This is a genomic window from Streptomyces cyaneofuscatus, assembly GCF_033109485.1.
Classification (GTDB): Bacteria; Actinomycetota; Actinomycetes; order Streptomycetales; family Streptomycetaceae; genus Streptomyces; species Streptomyces cyaneofuscatus.
The window spans coordinates 4,585,724-4,603,252 of sequence record NZ_CP137002.1 but is presented as its reverse complement, the minus strand read 5'-3'; the positions used below and the strand labels follow the sequence as shown (position 1 = coordinate 4,603,252).

The following is a 17,529-nucleotide window of genomic DNA, read 5'->3' as shown; positions in this document are numbered from 1 at the left end:
GTCCGGGAACCCTGCGTAACTTCACCGTCGGTTCAGCGGTTCATCGGACATGGCCTTCATCGTCCCGCCGCCCCGATCGTCACCCGATGCCGGTCCCGGCCGTGCCGGTCCGGGTCCGGTCGCTCCCGGCCCCGCCGCTCTCGCCCGGTGGTACGAGCGGAGGCTCGGCTGGGCGACCGAGGGGCGCGCTCCGGTGCGGCTGCTCACCGGGATCCGCTTCGACGTGCTGGAACTTCCCGCCGAGGCCGGTCACGCCCTGCTGCGCCGCCCGGTGCGGACCGGGCCGGTGCTGCTGAGCGGTGGACGGATGGGGCTGCTGGTCGCCGCGGGCGGCGCCGATGAGCTGCCGGGGCTGCTCGACTGGCTGGAGTGGGGCCCGATCGCGCTCGATCTGACCGCCGTGGGGGCGGGGGGCCGGATCACGGCTCCGTCACCCCGGGGTGGTGGTGCGGGCTCGCCGGGGGCCGCCGTATGGCTGCGGCCCCCCGAGCCGAGGCATGGGCCCGGGCCGGCGCTTCCCGCTCTCGCGGGCTTCGGGAGCAGCGGTGGGGATGCCCCCGATCTCGTACGCCTGGTGGACGCCGCGGCGACGGAATGCCATCGGGTCCGGTTGTCGCGTGCCCGGGCCGGGCTGCGTAAGGGCAGTCCGGCAGATCAGCCGTTGGCCTTCTCGTAAGCCTCGCGGATCTCGGCGGGAACGCGGCCACGGTCATTCACGTTGTGGCCGTTCTCCCGGGCCCACCGGCGGATTTCCGCGGTGTCCTTGTTGCCACCGGCCACGGCGCGGCCCTTGCCACGGCCCGTCGCGGCACGGCCACCGGTGCGGCGGCCACCCTTGGTGTAGGGCTCGAGAAGGCCGCGAAGCTTGTCCGCATTGGCCGTGGTGAGGTCGATCTCGTACGTCTTGCCGTCGAGCGCGAACGTCACGGTCTCGTCCGCCTCGACACCGTCGAGGTCGTCGACAAGAAGGACCTGAACCTTCTGTGCCACGGGATTTCCTTTCATCGAAAATGGAGTACGCGGAAAGGAAACCGCTTTTCTCGGGAAAACACAAACCCCCGGGAGAGGTTCAGGAGCGCGAGAACACGGGAAACGTGCGCGATTCGGACATAGGGATGCCCGGCTTCCGCGCATCATCCGTGCATCACAGGTGCAGAAGCATCCGGCTGTTGCCCAAGGTGTTCGGCTTCACTCGTTCGAGACCGAGGAACTCGGCGACACCCTCGTCGTAGGAACGCAGCAGCTCACTGTAGACATCGGTGTCGACCGGAGTCTCTCCGATCTCGACGAACCCGTGCTTCGCGAAGAAGTCCACTTCGAAGGTGAGGCAGAAAACCCTCCGCACCCCGAGCCAGCGGGCGGTCTGCAGAAGCTTCTCCAGTACGTGATGCCCTACCCCCGCGCCCTTGATGCGGGGGTCGACGGCGAGAGTCCGGACTTCCGCGAGGTCTTCCCACATCACATGGAGAGCACCGCAGCCGACGACCCGGGCATCCTCGTCGCGTTCCGCGACCCAGAACTCCTGGATGTCCTCATAAAGGGTGACGGTGGCTTTGTCGAGCAGGATGCCGCCGGACACGTACCCGTCGAGGAGCCGGCGTACGGATGACACATCACTCGTCCTGGCCCGGCGGACGGTGATGGCGGGCTTATTTACCGACGGGTCGGTATGAAAGTCGGTATCCGGTTCGGTTTGCGGCTGCTCTGGGGACATGCCCCGACGCTATCGCCCGCTCCCGGGCTCCGCGCCATCGGCCGGGGCGGAGCCTTCGGCGGCTGCGGCGGTCGGTTCCGGCGGGCCGTCCTCCGGATTGGCCACCGGGCCGCCTGCCGGATTGCCGGCCGGGCCGCTCAGCGGATTGTCGGCGGAGTTGTCCACCGGGTTCGGGGAAACCATGCGAACTGCGTCCTGAAGTGCTTCGCGCTGCTCCGGCGACATCATGCCGAAGAACGCGACAAGGGCGGCTGCGGGGTTGTCGCTCTGCGACCAGGCTTCGTTCATCAGTGCGGCCGAGTAGGCGGCCCTGGTGGAGACGGCCGTATATCGATATGCCCGGCCGTCCACTTCCCTGCGGACCCAGCCCTTCTGATGGAGATTGTCCATTACCGTCATCACCGTCGTGTAGGCGATGGACCGTTCCTGCTGGAGGTCCTCAAGGACTTCCCGCACCGTGACCGGACGGTTCCATTGCCAGACGCGGGTCATCACGGCGTCTTCCAGCTCTCCCAATTGGCGGGGCACAGGATCACTTTAGTGCCAGATGTCCTGAATGGCTGGTTATTTACAGAGCCAAAAGAGCGCACGGCTCTCATGAGCCGTGCGCTCCAGGGATGCGCGGGTGCGGACCGTGCGGTCAGGCATTCTCCGGACGAGCGGTCTGCTTTACGGATTCCGCGCGGGCGATCGCGGCGTCGACCGCGTCGTCCTCCTTGGCCTTGTTCGGACCGCCCTGGCTCTTGACGATCGTCACGACCAGGCCGATGAAGAAGACGGCCATCACCACGGGGGGCACGAGCGCGGATACGTAGTCCATGCCGTCCAGAGTAGCGAGCCCCGCACGACGGGACGCGGCGACCTCCCGGTAGAGGCCGCCGCGTCCGTGGGCGGTGCGGGGTCAGCCCGCCGCCCGCTCCTCCTCCGACGGGGGCGGGGTGGGGCGGCGCCGGGGCGGGAAGACCTCGGACGGCTTGGGCGCCGGGCGGGAGCCGGGGGCCGGTGGGCGGCCCGGTACGGGGGCGGCCGGGGCCTTGGGACGGTCCGGCTCGCGGTCGGCCGCCCGGCCGCCGGGGAGGGCGAGCAGGCGGCTGCGGGGGCCGGGGGCCGACAGGGCGGCGGAGCGGCCCGCGAGCCGGGCACGTACGGAGCGCTCGGCGAGGATCTGGCAGCGCTCCAGGAGGGCCGCCGCGAGCGGTTTCCCACGCAGGGCGCGCAGGGCCGCCAGATCGTCCGGGCGGGGGTCGTAACCGGCCGCCAGGGCGTCCTGGAGGAGCTCCAGGTAGCCGGCGACGGAGCCGGGGAGGGCGGCGCGGTAGCGGGCGAGGTCGGCGAGGAGGAACGCTCGCAGCCGGCCCGCCTCCCCGACCGCCTCGTCCACGGAGCCCGCGAGCCGCAGGCAGTCCTGTACATCCTCGTCGGACAGGGGCATGGGGTGGAGGGCGATGGCAAGGGCACGTCGGAGCACCCGCAGCTCGTCCGCGCTGAACGCCATGCCGCCTCGTGAACCGTAGGGCGTGGGCATGACGCGACAATACGTGCTAAATGGACAAAATCCGTTTAACTGGTCGTCGGTGGCGCGGCGTCCGCGCACGGTGTGCCGGGCCGTCGCCCACAGCCGTTCCCGCTGGTACGCCGCGCCCGTGCGGCCGGATCGGTTACGAACGCGACGCGTTCCGCTCGTAGACCAGGCGCAGCCCGATCAGCGTCAGCCACGGCTCGTGCTCGTCGATGACGGAGGACTCCCCCAACACCATCGGAGCAAGGCCGCCCGTCGCGATGACCGTGACGTCGTCCGGGTCGGCGGTCAGCTCCTTCTTCATCCGGGCCACCACCCCGTCGACCTGGCCCGCGAAGCCGTAGACGATGCCGGACTGCATGGCCTCGACGGTGTTCTTGCCGATCACGCTGCGCGGCCGGGCCAGCTCGATCTTGCGGAGCTGGGCGCCCTTGACGCCGAGCGCCTCCACGGAGATCTCGATGCCGGGTGCGATGACCCCGCCCGTGTACTCCCCGCGTGCGGAGACCGCGTCGAAGGTGGTGGCCGTGCCGAAGTCGACGACGATCGCCGGGCCCCCGTACAGCTCGACGGCGGCGACCGCGTTGATGATGCGGTCCGCGCCGACCTCCTTGGGGTTGTCCATCAGGACCGGGACGCCGGTCTTGACGCCGGGCTCCACCAGGACGGCGGGCACGTCGCCGTAGTAGCGGCGGGTGACCTCGCGCAGCTCGTGCAGGACGGACGGGACGGTCGCGCAGATCGCGATGCCCTCGATGCCGTCGCCCAGCTCCATGCCGAGCAGCGGGTGCATGCCCATCAGGCCCTGGAGCAGCACCGCCAGCTCGTCGGCGGTGCGGCGGGCGTCGGTGGAGATCCGCCAGTGCTCGACGATCTCCTCGCCGTCGAAGAGGCCGAGGACCGTGTGCGTGTTGCCGACGTCGATGGTGAGCAGCATCAGGCGTCGGCCCCGTCGGTGTCGGTTTCGGCGGTGTCCGTGGCTGCGTCCGCGTCGCGGAAGTCCAGGCCGATGTCGAGGATCGGCGAGGAGTGGGTGAGCGCGCCGACGGCCAGGTAGTCCACGCCCGCGTCCGCGTAGGCGCGGGCCGAGTCGAGCGTGAGGCGGCCGGAGGATTCGAGGATCGCGCGGCCGTCGACCAGGGCCACCGCCTCGGCCGTCTCCGCCGGGGTGAAGTTGTCCAGCAGGATCAGGTCGACGCCCGCGTCCAGCACCTCGCGGACCTGCTCCAGCGTGTCGACCTCGACCTCGACGGGCAGGTCGGGGAACTCGGCGCGGACCCGCTTGAACGCCTCGGCCACCCCGCCCGCCGCGATGACGTGGTTGTCCTTGACCAGGGCCGCGTCGGAGAGCGACATCCGGTGGTTGACGCCGCCGCCGCAGCGTACGGCGTACTTCTCCAGCGCGCGCAGCCCCGCCGTCGTCTTGCGGGTGTCGCGGACCTGGGCCTTGGAGCCCTCCAGCACGTCCGCCCAGGCGCGGGTGGCGGTGGCGATGCCGGAGAGGCGGCAGAGCAGGTTCAGCGCGCTGCGCTCGCCGGTCAGCAGGTCGCGGGTGCGGGTGGAGACGGTGAGCAGCTTCTGGCCGGGGGCGACCCGCTCGCCGTCCTCGACGTGCCGCTCGACCTCGAACTCCTCGGTGCAGACGATCGACAGGACCGCCTCGGCGACCCGGAGACCGGCCACGACCCCCGCCTCGCGCGCGGTGAAGTCACCGGTGATCACGGCGTCCTCGGGAACGGTCGCCACGGTCGTGACGTCCACCCCGCCGTCGAGGTCCTCCTCGATCGCGACATGGGCGACGTCCTCGACCTGCACGGGGTCGAGCCCCGCCTCGGCCAGGAGCAGGGCGAGCGCGGGGTCGAGCCCGCACTCCAGGGCGTCGGGGTCGAAGCCGTCACCGCAGCCGCAGTCGTCGCCGCAGCCCCCGGAGGACGCGGCGGGTGCGGGCGCGCCGACCCGGATCAGCGGTACGTCCACAGGTGTGGGGCGCGGATTCTCTTCGGGCGTGGACACGGTTGCGGCTCCTCGGGGCGTGGCGGGTGGTGCGGTGCTTCTCTGGTGGCGGGTGGTGCGGTGCTTCTCTGTTCGGGTGCGGCCGCTGTTCGGGGGCGGCCGCTGTCGCTGTGCGGGTGCGGCTCGCGCCGCTGCTCTCAGCAGTCTGGTCAATCCGCCGCGCGTACGGGCGGGAATGCGGCGGTCTCCGTACGGTGGACGACCGGTGTGCGGTCGGCGGCGATACGGACGACCAGGTGGGCGCGCCAGTGGGCGTCGTCGCGGTCGGGCCGGTCCTCGCGCCAGTGGCAGCCGCGGGTCTCCTCGCGCTCCCGGGCGGCGGCGACCAGGACCCGGGAGACCAGCAGCAGGTTGGTGACCTCCCAGGCGTCGACCCCGGGGACCGCGTCCTTCGGGTCGGCGGCGTCCACGTCGGCGGCGGCGCTGCGGTGCAGGGCCTCCAGCCCCTCGGCCGCGGCGGCCAGGGACGCGGCGGAGCGGAGGACTCCGGCGCCCCGGGTCATGATGCGCTGGATCGCCGTACGGGTCTCGGGGGCGAGCAGCGCGACCGGCTCGCCACCCGTGCTCTTGGCCGGTTCGGTGCGCGGCGGCCGGGTCTCGGCGATGTCGGCGGCGATGCGCTCGGCGAAGACCAGGCCCTCCAGGAGGGAGTTCGACGCCAGCCGGTTGGCGCCGTGCACGCCCGTACAGGCGACCTCGCCGCAGGCGTACAGGCCGGGGACGGTCGTCCGGCCGCGCAGGTCGGTGCGGATGCCGCCGGAGGCGTAGTGCGCGGCCGGGGCGACCGGGATCGGCTCGGTGACCGGGTCGATGCCGTGGGCGCGGCAGGCGGCCAGGATGGTGGGGAAGCGCTGCTCCCACATCGGGGCGCCGAAGTGCCGGGCGTCCAGATACATGTGCTCGGTGGAGTGCTCGTGCATCTGGCGGGTGATGGCCTTGGCGACGATGTCGCGGGGGGCCAGCTCGGCCAGCTCGTGCTGCCCGAGCATGAAGCGGGTGCCGGTGGCGTCGACGAGGTGGGCGCCCTCGCCGCGCACCGCCTCGGAGACCAGCGGCTGCTGGCCCTCGGAGTCGGCGCCGAGGAAGAGGACCGTCGGGTGGAACTGGACGAACTCCAGGTCGGAGACCTCCGCCCCGGCCCGCAGCGCCAGCGCCACGCCGTCCCCGGTGGAGACCGAGGGGTTGGTGGTGGCGGAGAAGACCTGGCCCATGCCGCCGGTCGCGAGGACGACCGAAGGGGCCCGGACCGCGCCGACGCCGTCGTGCTGGCCCTCGCCCATGACGTGCAGCGAGACCCCCGCCGTACGGCCTTCGGCGTCGGTGAGCAGGTCCAGGACGAGCGCGTTCTCGATGGTGTGCAGGGCGGCCGAGCGGACCGCCTCGACCAGGGCCCGGGAGATCTCCGCGCCGGTCGCGTCGCCGCCCGCGTGGGCGATGCGGCGGCGGTGGTGGCCGCCCTCGCGGGTGAGCGCTATGTCGCCGCTGTCGGTGGTGTCGAAGGTGGCGCCGGTGGTGATCAGACGGCGTACGGCGTCGGGGCCCTCGGTGACCAGGGTCCGGACGGCTTCCTCGTCGCAGAGGCCCGCGCCTGCGACCAGGGTGTCGTCGAGGTGCTGCTCGGGGGTGTCGCCCTCGCCGAGGGCCGCGGCGATGCCGCCCTGGGCCCAGCGGGTCGAGCCGTCGTCGAGCCGGGCCTTGGTGACGACCACGGTGTCCAGGCCGGCCGCCGCGCAGCGCAGGGCGGTGGTGAGACCGGCGACGCCGGAGCCGACCACCACGACGTCCGCGTCGATGGCCCAGCCGGGGGCGGGGGCGGTCAGCCGTATTCCGGTCACGTCAGGGCTCCGAAGGTGAGGGGGATGTTGTCGATGAGGCGGGTCTCCCCGACCCGGGCGGCGACGGCGAGGATCGCATCCCCGCTCTCGCGGTCGTCGGGGATCTCGGTGAAGTCCGCCGGGTCGACCAGGGCCAGGTAGTCCAGGACGAGCGGGTGCCGGTCCCGGGCGGCGGCCTCTTCCAGGATCGCGCGCGCGGTGGCCCGTACGGCGGCGGGCGCCCCGTTGGGCCGGGCCAGCGCCACGGCCTGGGCGTCGGCGGCGGCCCGGGCCTCGCCGAGCTTGTTGAGCCCGGCGGCCCGGTCGCCGCCGGGGGCGGTGGCCTTGGCGCGCTCGTGCAGGGCCTGCTGGGCGGCGAGCCGGTCCTGCGCCGCGAACAGGGCGCGGGGCAGGGCGAGGGCGGTGTGCCGCTCCTGCGGGGACAGGAACCGGTTGCGGCTGGAGAGCGCGAGGCCGTCGGGGTCGCGGACGGTGGGCACGCCGGTGATCCGGACGCCGAAGTTCAGGTCGCGGACCATGCGGGTGATCAGGGCGAGCTGCTGGGCGTCCTTCTGCCCGTAGAACGCCTCGTCGGGGCGGGTGAGGTGGAGGAGCTTGGCGACGACGGTCAGCATGCCGTCGAAGTGGCCGGGGCGGGAGGCCCCTTCGAGCCGCTCCCCCATGGGGCCCGCGGTGATCCGGACCTGGGGCTCGCCACCGGGGTAGACCTCGTCCACGCCGGGGGCGAAGACCGCGTCGGCGCCGGCGGCCGCGGCGGTCTCCAGGTCGGCGTCCAGGGTGCGCGGATAGCGGTCGAGGTCGGCGGCCTCGCCGAACTGGAGCGGGTTCACGAAGACGGTGACCACCACCTGGCCGTCCGGGCCCGCTGCCTCGCGAGCCGTACGAATCAGGGTGGCGTGGCCCTCGTGGAGCGCGCCCATGGTCATGACGACGGCCCGCTCGGCCCCGGCGGGGCGGGGGAGCGCGTCGAGCTCGGCGGCGGTGCGGAGGAGGGCGGGGGTGGGGGCTGTCGTGCCGGTGTTTCCGGTGTTTCCGGTCGGGGCGGGGTGTCCGGTCGTGGTCATCGGGTCTCCCCCGGTCCGGTGGAGCCCGGGCGGCTCTCCTGGTCGGCCAGGGCGACGAGCAGGTCCTCCGCCAGCTCCGGCTTGAGCAGGCCGTGGGCCAGGGCCCGGTCGGCCGTGGCGCGGGCCATCGCGAGGTAGCCCCCGACCATCTGGGGGGCGTGCGCGCGCAGCTCGCCCACATGGGCGGCGACCGTGCCCGCGTCGCCCCGGGCCACCGGGCCGGTCAGCGCTCCGTCGCCGGACCGCAGGGCGTTGTCCAGGGCGGCGCCGAGGAGCGGGCCGAGCATCCGGTCCGGGGCGGTGACCCCGGCCTTGGCCAGCAGCTCCATCGACTCGGCGACCAGGGTGACCAGGTGGTTCGCGCCGAGGGCGAGGGCCGCGTGGTAGAGCGGGCGGGACTCCTCGGCGATCCACTCCGGCTCGCCGCCCATCTCGATGACCAGCGCCTCGGCGGCCAGCCGCAGCTCCTCGGGGGCGGTGACCCCGAACGAGCAGCCCGCGAGCCGCTGGACGTCGACGGAGGACCCGGTGAACGTCATCGCCGGGTGCAGCGCGAGCGGCAGGGCCCCGGCCCGCAGCGCGGGGTCCAGGACCCGGGCCCCGTACCGCCCCGAGGTGTGGACGAGCAGCTGTCCCGGCCGTACGGCACCGGTCTCGGCGAGCCCCTCGACCAGGCGCGGGAGCGCGTCGTCGGGGACGGTCAGCAGGACCAGCTCGGCGCGGGCGAGGACCTCGGCGGGCGTCACCACGGGGACGTCGGGGAGCAGGGCGGCCGCGCGGCGCCGGGACGCGTCGGAGACGCCCGAGACGGCCACCGGGCGGTGGCCGGCGAGCTGGAGCGCGGCGGCGAGGGCGGGGCCGACACGGCCCGCTCCCACGACGCCGACGGTGAGGCGGGCGGGGCGGTCCCTCGCGTCGAGGGGTTCCTTCGGAACTGTCGTATTCACGCGGCGATGGCCTTCCGTTCCAGTCCGCGGGGGGTACCGGACGATTTCTCTGCATGCTACGCCAGCGTTTCGGCGAAGCCCGCCCGCCGCCCACAGCCTGTGGATAACTCTGGACAACTCTGCGGAGCGGGCGGGAATCGTGGGGGCGTGCCGTCCGTCGTCCGGGGGATGATCGTCCCATGACAGCCATGGATGAGCAGGAGCAGCGGCGGCGCCGACTGGCCGCCTGGCGCGGGTCCCACCGGGTGCTGGCCCGCCGGTCCACGGACGGCACGGTGGCGGAGGGGCTGGCGGCGCTGGCGGCCGCGGTCGGGGCCGGTTCCGGGGTCGGGGGCGGTTCTGAGGCCGGGGTCGGGGGCGGTTCCGGATCTGCGGCCGGTTCCGGTTTCGTACACGATCCGGATGACGCGGTGGATGTGTACGGGGGCGGGGTCGTCGCCGATCTGGAGCGGCGGGTGGCCGGGCTGCTGGGGACGGAGGCGGCGGCGTTCTTCCCGACCGGGACCATGGCCCAGCAGGTCGCGCTGCGGTGCTGGGCTGGGCGTACGGGCAACGCCACGGTGGCGCTGCATCCGCTGGCCCACCCGGAGCTGCACGAGGAGGGGTCGCTGGGGGCGGTGAGCGGGCTGCGGACGGTGCACCTGACGTCGGCGGCCCGGATGCCGAGCGCGGAGGAGGTACGGGACCACCCGGAGCCGTTCGGGACGCTGATGCTGGAGCTGCCGCTGCGGGACGCCGGGTTCGTGCTGCCCACCTGGGACGAGCTGGAGGCCGTCGTGGCGGCGGCCCGGGAGCGGGACGCGGTCGTGCACCTGGACGGGGCGCGGCTCTGGGAGTGCGGGCCGCACTTCGGGCGGGGCCTTGAGGAGATCGCGGCGCTCGCGGACAGTGTGTACGTGTCCTTCTACAAGTCGCTGGACGGGCTGTCGGGGGCGGTGCTCGCGGGGCCTGACGTGCTGGTCGAGGAGGCGCGGGTGTGGCGCCACCGGTACGGGGGCCAGCTCTTCCAGCAGTACCCGGCGGTGCTCTCCGCCCTGATCGGGCTGGAGAAGGAGCTGCCCCGGCTGCCGTCGTACGTGGCGCACGCGAAGGTGGTCGCCGGGGCGATGGCGGAGGGGTTCGCTGCGGCGGGGGTGCCGTGGTTCCGGGTGCATCCGGAGCCGCCGCACACGCATCAGTTCCAGGTGTGGCTGCCGTACGACGCCGAGGTGCTGGACGAGGCGTCGGTGCGGCAGGCGGAGGAGACGGGGGTGACGCTGTTCCGGCGGTGGGGGGCGGGGGCCGCGGGGGCGGCCGGGTTGCCGCCGGGGGTTTCGGTGACCGAGGTGACGGTGGCGGGGGCCGGGCTTGAATGGTCGGCGGAGGATGTGCGGGAGGCGGTGGGGGTGTTCGTGGGGCTGCTTAAGTAGCTCCTGGTGCAGGAGCCTTGTTGAGGGCGGGCCCTCCGGCTTCAGGGTTCCGTCCTCAAACGCCGGACGGGCTGGTGACGCGTCGGCGGGTGCGTCAGCCAGTGGTGGTAGAGGTCGCGCAGGGTTCTGCGGTCGTGGCGGCCCGGCGGGGGCGGGGCCGGCTCGCCCAGGCGGGCCGCGCGGTAGGTGTCGAGCATGTGCTGCTGGATGGCGTCCATGTATCCAGCGTCCGCCCGTCACCGCAGGTCCGCGCGTTGATTGACGGCCGCCGTCAAATGGGGCGACGCCCCGTCCCCGTACCCCGCACCATGGGACGCGTGAGCGTGAACATAGACATCGTCGGCCTGCCCGCCAACCGCATCGTTTTCGCGGTCTCCCCGCTCGCGGAGCTGGGGAACGCGCTGCACGCGCTCTCCGAGCCCGGCCACCACCCCGGCCTGCACGGCTGGGCCACCGCGACCTCGTCGGCGCTGGAGCCCGATCTCGCCGACCGGCTGCTGGAGGCGGAGTTCCTCTGGCGGCACAGCTTCTCCGACGTCTTCATGCCGTTCGCCGGAATCCCCGGGGGCGACGGCAGGCCCGGGGCGACCCTCGCCGAGGACCTGGACATCCTGGACCGGCTGGACGACGAGCGGTTCGTGACGACGGCGCTGGAGTTCACCTGCGCCGGTCTGTACGGGGACGGCGCCGCCTCCCCGCTGTCGGACCCGGCGATGCGGGACCGCGCCCTGGATCTGGCGGCAGCGCGCGGCCCCCGGCAGGTGAGGTTCACCCAGCGGCTGCTGGCCGACCCCGCCCCCGTACGCCGCTGGATTCGGCGCCTCTTCGAGGACTGCGACCAGGCGTTCTTCGCGGACACCTGGCGCCGGGTCTCCGTCCAGCTGGCCGCCGACGCCCGGTACAAGACGGAGGTGCTGCGGCACAAGGGCGTCCGGGAGGCGCTCGGCGCGGTCTCCGCCGCCCTGACCCTGGACGAGGAGGCGGGCACGCTCTCCGTCGACAAGCTGTCCGAGGCCCGGACCACCGCCGTCGACCCGGACGTCGGCACCGGCCTCGCACTGATGCCCAGCAGCTTCGGCTGGCCGCACCTGATGGTGGTGTACGCACCGGGCTGGCGGCCGGTGATCCAGTACCCGGTCCGCCTCCCCGACCTGCCGGCCCCCGCCTCCGTCGAGCTGCTCCAGCTCCGGATGGAGGCCCTGGCCCACCCGATGCGCATGCGCCTGTGCCGCAACCTGGCCCGCTCCGCGTACACCACCGGCGAACTGGCCGACTCCCACCGGATCACCGCGCCCGAGGTCTCCCGGCATCTGTCGGTGCTCAAGAAGGCGGGCCTGATCACGACCCGCCGCCGCGGCCGCTACGTCCTGCACCAGCTGGACCTGACGGTCGTCGCCCGCATCGGCAGCGACTTCCTGGAGGGCGTGCTGCGGTAGGGCCGGTGGTCAGCGGTAGGGCCTGTTGCCGGGAGCTTCTCAGCCCGCTTGTCGGGAGCCCCTCAGCCCGCCCCGCCGCCCGCGCGCACCAGGCCCGTCTCGTAGGCGAGGACGACGACCTGGACCCGGTCGCGCAGGCTCAGCTTGGTGAGGATGCGGCCGACGTGGGTCTTGACCGTCGCCTCGGAGAGGACGAGGCGGGCGGCGATCTCGCCGTTGGAGAGGCCCTGGGCGACCAGGAGCATCACCTCGCGTTCGCGTTCGGTGAGCTTCTGGATGTGCTTGTTCTTCGGCTCCTTCTCGCTGCTGGGCAGCATCGGGGAGAAGCGGTCGAGCAGGCGGCGGGTGGTGGACGGGGCGACGACCGCGTCGCCGCTGTGCACCGAGCGGATCGCGGAGAGCAGCTCGGCCGGCGGCACGTCCTTGAGCATGAAGCCGCTGGCGCCCGCCTTGAGCCCGGAGAACGCGTACTCGTCCAGGTCGAACGTCGTCAGGATCAGCACCTTCGGCGGATTCGGCTGCGCGCAGATCCGGCGGGTCGCCTCGACCCCGTCCAGGCGGGGCATACGGACGTCCATCAGGACCACGTCGACGGCGGTGGAGCGCAGGATCTCGATCGCCTCCGCGCCGTCCCCGGCCTCCGCCACCACCTCCATGTCGGGCTGGGCGGCCAGGACCATCCGGAAGCCCGTGCGCAGCAGCACCTGGTCGTCGACGAGCATCACGCGGATGGCCATGGGGTCTGTCCTGTCCTGTATGGGTGGTAGGGGGTTGCTCCGAGGGCGTCGGCGTCAGTCGGCGGGCTTCAGCGGCAGCAGCGCGCTGATCCGGAAGCCGCCGCCGGGCCGCGGCCCCGCGTCCAGCGTGCCGCCGACCATGCCGACCCGCTCCCGCATCCCGATCATCCCGTGCCCGGCGCCGTCCGCGCCGCCGTCCTCGTACAGCTCGTGCGCCGCGCCCCGGCCGTCGTCCTCGACCAGCAGCCCGAGGCCGTCGTCGAAGTAGACCAGCCGGACGCTGGCCCCGGCGTCGGGGCCGCCGTGCTTGCGGGTGTTGGTGAGCGCCTCCTGCACGATGCGGTACGCGGTCAGCTCCACGCCGCTCGGCAGCGGGCGGGCGGTGCCCTCCACCTTGAAGTCCACCGCCAGGCCGGTCCGGCGCACCTGGTCGACCAGGTCCTCGATCTGCTCCACGTCGGGCTGCGGGACGTACTCCCCGCTCTCCGGCGCGTCACCTGTCCGCAGCACCCCGAGCAGCCGCCGCATCTCGGCCAGCGCCTGCCGGCCGGTGGAGGAGATCGTCTCCAGCGCCTGCCGGGCCTGGTCGGGCGCCGCGTCCATCACATACGCGGCGCCGTCGGCCTGGACCACCATCACGGACACGTTGTGCGCGACGACATCGTGCAGTTCCCGGGCGATCCGGGCCCGCTCGGCGGCGACCGCCACCTTGGACTGGGCCTCGCGCTCCCGCTCCAGCCGGGCGGCGCGCTCCTCCAGCTGGCTGAAGTAGGCCCGCCGGGTCCGCAGCGAGTCGCCCATCACCCAGGCCAGCACGAACGGCACCGTCATGATCACCGTCACGAAGATCTGCTGGGGCCAGGAGCCGCCCGGCTCGGCCTCCCAGCGCACCTGCGAGAGGGTGGCCGCGCTCAGGCTGCAGATCAGGGCGAGGCGGGAGGCCCAGCGCTCCCCGATCGTGGCCACCGTGAAGGTGATCACCAGCATCGCGAAGTTGCCGATGTTCGGCCGGACGTCGCCGACCAGCTGGAGCAACCCCACCGCGATGGCGAGCAGCAGCATCTTCTCGGGGAGGCGCCGGCGCAGCGCCACGACCGTGGAGAGGCCGAGCGCAACCGGAACCGCGAGGATCTCCTCCCGCCCGGCGTCGAACATCCCCGACACCAGCGACATGCCGGAGAGCCCGAGGAGGAAGACCGCCCAGAAGACGTCGACGCCCAGCGGGTGCCTGCGGAGAAAATCGTAAAGGCGCTGCACGTAGCCCAGCGTAAGGACAGCGGATAGGTGCCCGGGTCAACCGGAGGGTCGATCCAGATCCTGGGACCGTACTCCCCAAGGTGGAGACTGGCCCATATGACGGAGGAGTGGCAGGGGTGGCGGGAGGCGGCTGAGACCGCTTTGTACGGGGACGGGGGCTTCTACCGGAGCCCGGACGGGCCGGCCGGCCACTTCCGTACGTCGGTCCACGCATCGCCCCTGTTCGCGCGGGCCGTGGCCGGGCTGCTGGCCCGGACCGCACAGGAGCTGGGGATCGGCACGGTGGCCCTGGTCGATGTGGGGGCCGGGCGCGGTGAGCTGCTGACCGGGGTGCTCGCCGCCGCCCCCGAGTGGCTGGAGGTGGTCCCGTACGGGGTGGAGGTCGCCGCCCGCCCGCCGGGGCTGGATCCCCGGATCGTCTGGTGCGCCGAGCCGCCTCGGGGTGTGCGCGGGCTGCTGTTCGCCAACGAGTGGCTGGACAACGTGCCGGTGGACGTGGCGGAGGTGGACGGGGAGGGCGTCGCCCGGTACGTCCAGGTGCGGATCCCGGACGGCGGCGAGCGCCTCGGGCCGCCGGTGACCGGGGCGGACGCGGCGTGGCTGGAGCGGTGGTGGCCGCTGTCCGTACCGGGTGAGCGGGCCGAGATCGGGCTGCCCCGGGACCTCGCCTGGGCGCGGGCGGTGGGGTCGCTGGAGGCCGGGCTCGCGGTGGCGGTGGACTACGCGCATGTACGGGGCGCCCGGCCGCCCTTCGGGACGCTGACCGGGTTCCGGGGCGGGCGGGAGGTGCTCCCGGTGCCGGACGGGTCCTGCGACCTGACCGCGCATGTGGCGCTGGACGCATGTGCGGCGGCCGTGGACCGGGGGGCCGCCGAACTCACCGGCCAGCGGGCGGCGCTCGGGCGGCTGGGGGTCTCCGGGGAGCGCCCTCCGCTGAGCCTGGCCGCCACCGATCCGGCGGCGTACGTCACCGCGCTGGCGGCGGCGGGCGAGGCGGCGGAGCTGACCGCGCGCGGCGGGCTCGGCGACTTCGGGTGGCTGCTGCACCGGGTGGGGGCGGAGCTGAGCTGACCGCCGGTGCGGCGGGGCCCGGTCGGGGGATACTGGCGCCCATGACGGAGACGACCATCGGCATCGGCGGCGCGGCCGAGAGCACCGACATGGTGCTGAACATCGGCCCGCAACACCCCTCCACCCACGGGGTGCTCCGGCTGCGGATCGTCCTGGACGGAGAACGCATCCAGCACGCCGAACCGGTCATCGGCTACATGCACCGGGGCGCGGAGAAGCTCTTCGAGGCGCGCGACTACCGGCAGATCATCATGCTCGCCAACCGCCACGACTGGCTCTCCGCGTTCTCGAACGAGCTGGGCGTCGTGATGGCCGTCGAGCGCATGCTCGGCATGGAGGTCCCCGAGCGTGCCGTCTGGACGCGGACACTGCTCGCCGAGCTGAACCGGGTCCTCAACCACCTGATGTTCCTCGGCTCCTACCCGCTCGAACTCGGCGGCATCACCCCGGTCTTCCACGCCTTCCGGGAGCGCGAGGAGCTCCAGGCGGTGATGGAGGAGGTCTCCGGCGGCCGGATGCACTACATGTTCAACCGGGTCGGCGGCCTCAAGGAGGACGTCCCGGCGGGCTGGTCGGGGCGGGTGCGGGACGCCGTCGCCTCGGTCCGCTCCCGCATGGACATCTACGAGAACCTGGTCCTCGGCAACGAGATCTTCCGGGCCCGTACGCGCGATGTCGGCGTGCTCTCCGCCGAAGCCGTGCACGCGTACGGGGTGTCGGGGCCGATCGCGCGCGCCTCGGGCGTCGACTTCGACCTGCGGCGCGACGAGCCGTACCTCGCGTACGGGGAGCTCCAGGACACCCTGAAGGTGGTCACCCGGACCGAGGGCGACTGCCTGGCCCGCTTCGAGTGCCTGCTGGAGCAGACCCTCAACTCCCTGGACCTGGCGGACGCGTGCCTGGACCGGATGGCCGGCCTGGCGCCGGGGCCGGTCAACCAGCGGCTGCCCAAGGTGCTGAAGGCGCCCGAGGGGCACACGTACGCCTGGACGGAGAACCCGCTCGGCCTCAACGGCTACTACCTGGTCTCCAAGGGCGAGAAGACCCCGTACCGGCTGAAGCTGCGCTCCGCCTCCTTCAACAACATCCAGGCGCTCACCGAGCTGCTGCCGGGGACGCTGGTCTCCGACATGGTGGCGATCCTGGGGTCGCTCTTCTTCGTGGTCGGGGACATCGACAAGTAGGAGAGCGCGCGCACCTGTAGGAACGCGCGGGCTCCTACAGGAACGCGCGAGCGGCTATAGGAACGCGCGAGCTCCTAGGAGACCGCGCCGCGCAGCTCCGCCACGTCGATCTGCTCGGTCTCGTCGTGCGCGGTGAGGTCGATGACCTTGCCCACGGCCCGGTTCTGCACGGCTCCCGTGCGGTGGACGGCGAGCGCCTCCTCGCCGACGACGTCCGCGAGGTCCTCGTTCTGCACGGACTCGATCGCGGCGTTCGCCTTCTGGGCGTTCTGGGTGCCGAAGAAGTCGAAGCTGCCCTGGGGGACCAGATGGCGGCGGGCCGCGGCATACGGCACGACGGCCGAGGCGGCGGGGACCGTACGCGGTACGTGCACGGGCGCGGTGGAGGCCGGGGGGCGGGCGGCGAGAGCCGGGGGCTGGGGCCGGGCGCCGAGGGCCTGGGGCTTGGCGGCCTGGGAGGCCGGCGTGAGAGGGGCCGGGGCTGCGGGGGCCGGGGCCTTCATCGCCGGTACGCCGATGGCCTCGGGACCGGCCGCCGGGGCGTCCGGAGCCGGGGAGCTCGAAGCCGGCGCGTCCGGGGACTCCGTGTCGGCCGTTGACTCCGCGTCGGCCGGGGACTGCGCGGCCGGGGCGGGCGGGGTGGTCGACGGGCGGCGGTGCTGGTGGTGCTCGCCCGCCCCGGGGGCCGCCGCGTCCTTCCCCTGCGGGCCTTCCCCGTCCACGCCCTGGTCACCGGCGATGGCACGGGCGGTCGCTTCCGCGCGGCGCGCTTCCTGGAGTGCGGCGTTGCGGGTGAGGTTCAGCAGGGCCTCGTCCGCACGGCGGTACGCCTCCGGGGTCGGCGTGGACCGTCCGGCGGGCAGCTCGGCGGGGGTGGCGGCGGCCTCGATGGCGAGCTGCCGACGGCCCTCCAGCGCACTGGCCCGCTCGGTCTCGGCGTTGGCGTACCGGCGCAGCAGGCCCGCGTGCTCGCCGCGCAGTCCGGCGAGCTCCACACGCTTGCGGCGGAGCTTGGTCTCCAGACGGGTGCGCAGCTCGCGCGACTCCTCCAGATCCTGCTCCAGCTCGGCTATCCGCTCCTCGGCCCGCCACTCGTCACGGGTGCGGGCCCGCGTCAGCTCGGCGACCTGCAACCCCGCGGCCCGGTCCCAGCTGCGCATCAGATACGCGCCGGTCAGGGCGGCGGCGGCCACGGCGGCCACCAGGCCGCGCAGGGCGAGGGGTTCGGCGAGGAACCAGGCGCCGGAAGCACCGACGACCGACACTCCCGCCACCACGGAGGGCGGCAGGATTCTGTGAAGGGGTGGCGAATGGCGGTGGCGTCCACGTGGCATGGCCTGAAA

At 73.3% G+C, this 17,529-nt stretch carries 19 protein-coding genes; 5 read left to right on the top strand and 14 right to left on the bottom strand.

The genetic code is table 11. From position 1 onward, the window contains the following. Positions 1-49: 49 nt before the first annotated feature. On the top strand, positions 50-676 hold the full coding sequence (locus R2B67_RS20365) for an SCO3374 family protein (protein WP_317820031.1): 627 nt from the start codon (positions 50-52) through the stop codon (positions 674-676). Here R2B67_RS20365 and R2B67_RS20360 read toward each other — a convergent pair. The 10 genes from R2B67_RS20360 to R2B67_RS20315 all read right to left on the bottom strand — a co-directional run bounded on the left by R2B67_RS20360 (position 655) and on the right by R2B67_RS20315 (position 9,092). Further along, positions 655-990 (bottom strand): histone-like nucleoid-structuring protein Lsr2, encoded by a 336-nt coding sequence (locus tag R2B67_RS20360; RefSeq protein WP_003968298.1) that lies wholly within the window; start codon positions 988-990, stop codon positions 655-657. The genes R2B67_RS20365 and R2B67_RS20360 overlap by 22 nt on opposite strands. A 154-nt stretch (positions 991-1,144) precedes the next feature. Next, positions 1,145-1,714 carry an amino-acid N-acetyltransferase gene (locus tag R2B67_RS20355; RefSeq protein WP_317820027.1) on the bottom strand — a complete coding sequence of 190 codons (570 nt, stop codon included), beginning with the start codon at positions 1,712-1,714 and terminating at the stop codon, positions 1,145-1,147. A 9-nt stretch (positions 1,715-1,723) separates the two neighbouring features. Further along, a complete protein-coding gene (locus tag R2B67_RS20350; protein ID WP_018514337.1) occupies positions 1,724-2,206 on the bottom strand; it encodes a BlaI/MecI/CopY family transcriptional regulator in 483 nt (160 codons plus the stop codon). A 148-nt stretch (positions 2,207-2,354) separates the two neighbouring features. Further along, positions 2,355-2,534, bottom strand: coding sequence for a hypothetical protein (locus R2B67_RS20345; RefSeq protein ID WP_018514336.1), 180 nt, complete (start codon positions 2,532-2,534; stop codon positions 2,355-2,357). Between the two features lie 81 nt (positions 2,535-2,615). Next, the gene (locus R2B67_RS20340) at positions 2,616-3,209 is read right to left on the bottom strand and encodes a hypothetical protein (RefSeq protein WP_317824918.1); all 594 of its coding nucleotides are present in this window, start codon (positions 3,207-3,209) and stop codon (positions 2,616-2,618) included. A gap of 163 nt (positions 3,210-3,372) precedes the next feature. Next, a complete protein-coding gene (locus R2B67_RS20335; protein ID WP_018514334.1) occupies positions 3,373-4,170 on the bottom strand; it encodes a type III pantothenate kinase in 798 nt (265 codons plus the stop codon). Continuing rightward, entirely contained in the window at positions 4,170-5,210 is a 1,041-nt protein-coding gene (gene nadC, locus R2B67_RS20330; RefSeq protein WP_317824917.1) for a carboxylating nicotinate-nucleotide diphosphorylase, read from the bottom strand. Before nadC ends, R2B67_RS20335 begins: the two co-directional genes overlap by 1 nt. A gap of 185 nt (positions 5,211-5,395) precedes the next feature. After that, positions 5,396-7,081 (bottom strand): L-aspartate oxidase, encoded by a 1,686-nt coding sequence (locus R2B67_RS20325; protein ID WP_317820025.1) that lies wholly within the window; start codon positions 7,079-7,081, stop codon positions 5,396-5,398. Beyond that, positions 7,078-8,145, bottom strand: a complete 1,068-nt coding sequence (gene panC, locus R2B67_RS20320) for a pantoate--beta-alanine ligase (RefSeq protein WP_317820023.1) — start codon at positions 8,143-8,145, stop codon at positions 7,078-7,080. The genes R2B67_RS20325 and panC overlap by 4 nt, the downstream gene beginning before the upstream one ends. Beyond that, the gene (locus R2B67_RS20315) at positions 8,142-9,092 is read right to left on the bottom strand and encodes a Rossmann-like and DUF2520 domain-containing protein (protein WP_317820022.1); all 951 of its coding nucleotides are present in this window, start codon (positions 9,090-9,092) and stop codon (positions 8,142-8,144) included. Before R2B67_RS20315 ends, panC begins: the two co-directional genes overlap by 4 nt. Positions 9,093-9,271: 179 nt before the next feature. Between R2B67_RS20315 and R2B67_RS20310 the strand changes: the two genes are divergently transcribed. Further along, a complete protein-coding gene (locus tag R2B67_RS20310) occupies positions 9,272-10,501 on the top strand; it encodes a threonine aldolase family protein (protein WP_317820021.1) in 1,230 nt (409 codons plus the stop codon). A 41-nt stretch (positions 10,502-10,542) separates the two neighbouring features. Here R2B67_RS20310 and R2B67_RS20305 read toward each other — a convergent pair whose 3' ends face one another. After that, positions 10,543-10,719, bottom strand: coding sequence for a hypothetical protein (locus R2B67_RS20305; protein WP_317820019.1), 177 nt, complete (start codon positions 10,717-10,719; stop codon positions 10,543-10,545). A 105-nt stretch (positions 10,720-10,824) separates the two neighbouring features. Here R2B67_RS20305 and R2B67_RS20300 point away from each other — a divergent pair, with 105 nt between their 5' ends. Continuing rightward, a complete protein-coding gene (locus R2B67_RS20300) occupies positions 10,825-11,937 on the top strand; it encodes a DUF5937 family protein (protein ID WP_317824916.1) in 1,113 nt (370 codons plus the stop codon). A gap of 62 nt (positions 11,938-11,999) precedes the next feature. On the opposite strand, the gene R2B67_RS20295 is transcribed toward R2B67_RS20300, so the two are convergent. Then, on the bottom strand, positions 12,000-12,674 hold the full coding sequence (locus tag R2B67_RS20295) for a response regulator transcription factor (RefSeq protein ID WP_018514325.1): 675 nt from the start codon (positions 12,672-12,674) through the stop codon (positions 12,000-12,002). 54 nt (positions 12,675-12,728) lie between these two features. Beyond that, on the bottom strand, positions 12,729-13,931 hold the full coding sequence (locus tag R2B67_RS20290) for a sensor histidine kinase (protein ID WP_317820017.1): 1,203 nt from the start codon (positions 13,929-13,931) through the stop codon (positions 12,729-12,731). A 96-nt stretch (positions 13,932-14,027) separates the two neighbouring features. On the opposite strand from R2B67_RS20290, the gene R2B67_RS20285 reads away from it, so the two are divergent. Further along, positions 14,028-15,002 carry an SAM-dependent methyltransferase gene (locus tag R2B67_RS20285; RefSeq protein WP_317820016.1) on the top strand — a complete coding sequence of 325 codons (975 nt, stop codon included), beginning with the start codon at positions 14,028-14,030 and terminating at the stop codon, positions 15,000-15,002. A 41-nt stretch (positions 15,003-15,043) separates the two neighbouring features. Then, positions 15,044-16,186 (top strand): NADH-quinone oxidoreductase subunit D, encoded by a 1,143-nt coding sequence (locus tag R2B67_RS20280; protein WP_317820014.1) that lies wholly within the window; start codon positions 15,044-15,046, stop codon positions 16,184-16,186. A gap of 74 nt (positions 16,187-16,260) precedes the next feature. Here R2B67_RS20280 and R2B67_RS20275 read toward each other — a convergent pair whose 3' ends face one another. After that, complete coding sequence (locus R2B67_RS20275) at positions 16,261-17,451, bottom strand: hypothetical protein (RefSeq protein ID WP_317824915.1); 1,191 nt, start codon at positions 17,449-17,451, stop codon at positions 16,261-16,263. Between the last annotated feature and the right edge of the window lie 78 nt (positions 17,452-17,529).

Excerpts from the sequence above, each read along its gene's own strand:
- panC (WP_317820023.1), bottom strand. The coding sequence starts at position 8,145 with ATGACCACGACCGGACACCCCGCCCCGACCGGAAACACCGGAAACACC.
- R2B67_RS20285 (WP_317820016.1), top strand. The coding sequence starts at position 14,028 with ATGACGGAGGAGTGGCAGGGGTGGCGGGAGGCGGCTGAGACCGCTTTG.
- R2B67_RS20305 (WP_317820019.1), bottom strand. The coding sequence starts at position 10,719 with ATGGACGCCATCCAGCAGCACATGCTCGACACCTACCGCGCGGCCCGC.
- R2B67_RS20340 (WP_317824918.1), bottom strand. The coding sequence starts at position 3,209 with ATGGCGTTCAGCGCGGACGAGCTGCGGGTGCTCCGACGTGCCCTTGCC.
- R2B67_RS20345 (WP_018514336.1), bottom strand. The coding sequence starts at position 2,534 with ATGGACTACGTATCCGCGCTCGTGCCCCCCGTGGTGATGGCCGTCTTC.
- R2B67_RS20310 (WP_317820021.1), top strand. The coding sequence starts at position 9,272 with ATGACAGCCATGGATGAGCAGGAGCAGCGGCGGCGCCGACTGGCCGCC.
- R2B67_RS20365 (WP_317820031.1), top strand. The coding sequence starts at position 50 with ATGGCCTTCATCGTCCCGCCGCCCCGATCGTCACCCGATGCCGGTCCC.
- R2B67_RS20355 (WP_317820027.1), bottom strand. The coding sequence starts at position 1,714 with ATGTCCCCAGAGCAGCCGCAAACCGAACCGGATACCGACTTTCATACC.
- R2B67_RS20280 (WP_317820014.1), top strand. The coding sequence starts at position 15,044 with ATGACGGAGACGACCATCGGCATCGGCGGCGCGGCCGAGAGCACCGAC.
- R2B67_RS20295 (WP_018514325.1), bottom strand. The coding sequence starts at position 12,674 with ATGGCCATCCGCGTGATGCTCGTCGACGACCAGGTGCTGCTGCGCACG.
- R2B67_RS20350 (WP_018514337.1), bottom strand. The coding sequence starts at position 2,206 with ATGACCCGCGTCTGGCAATGGAACCGTCCGGTCACGGTGCGGGAAGTC.
- R2B67_RS20335 (WP_018514334.1), bottom strand. The coding sequence starts at position 4,170 with ATGCTGCTCACCATCGACGTCGGCAACACGCACACGGTCCTCGGCCTC.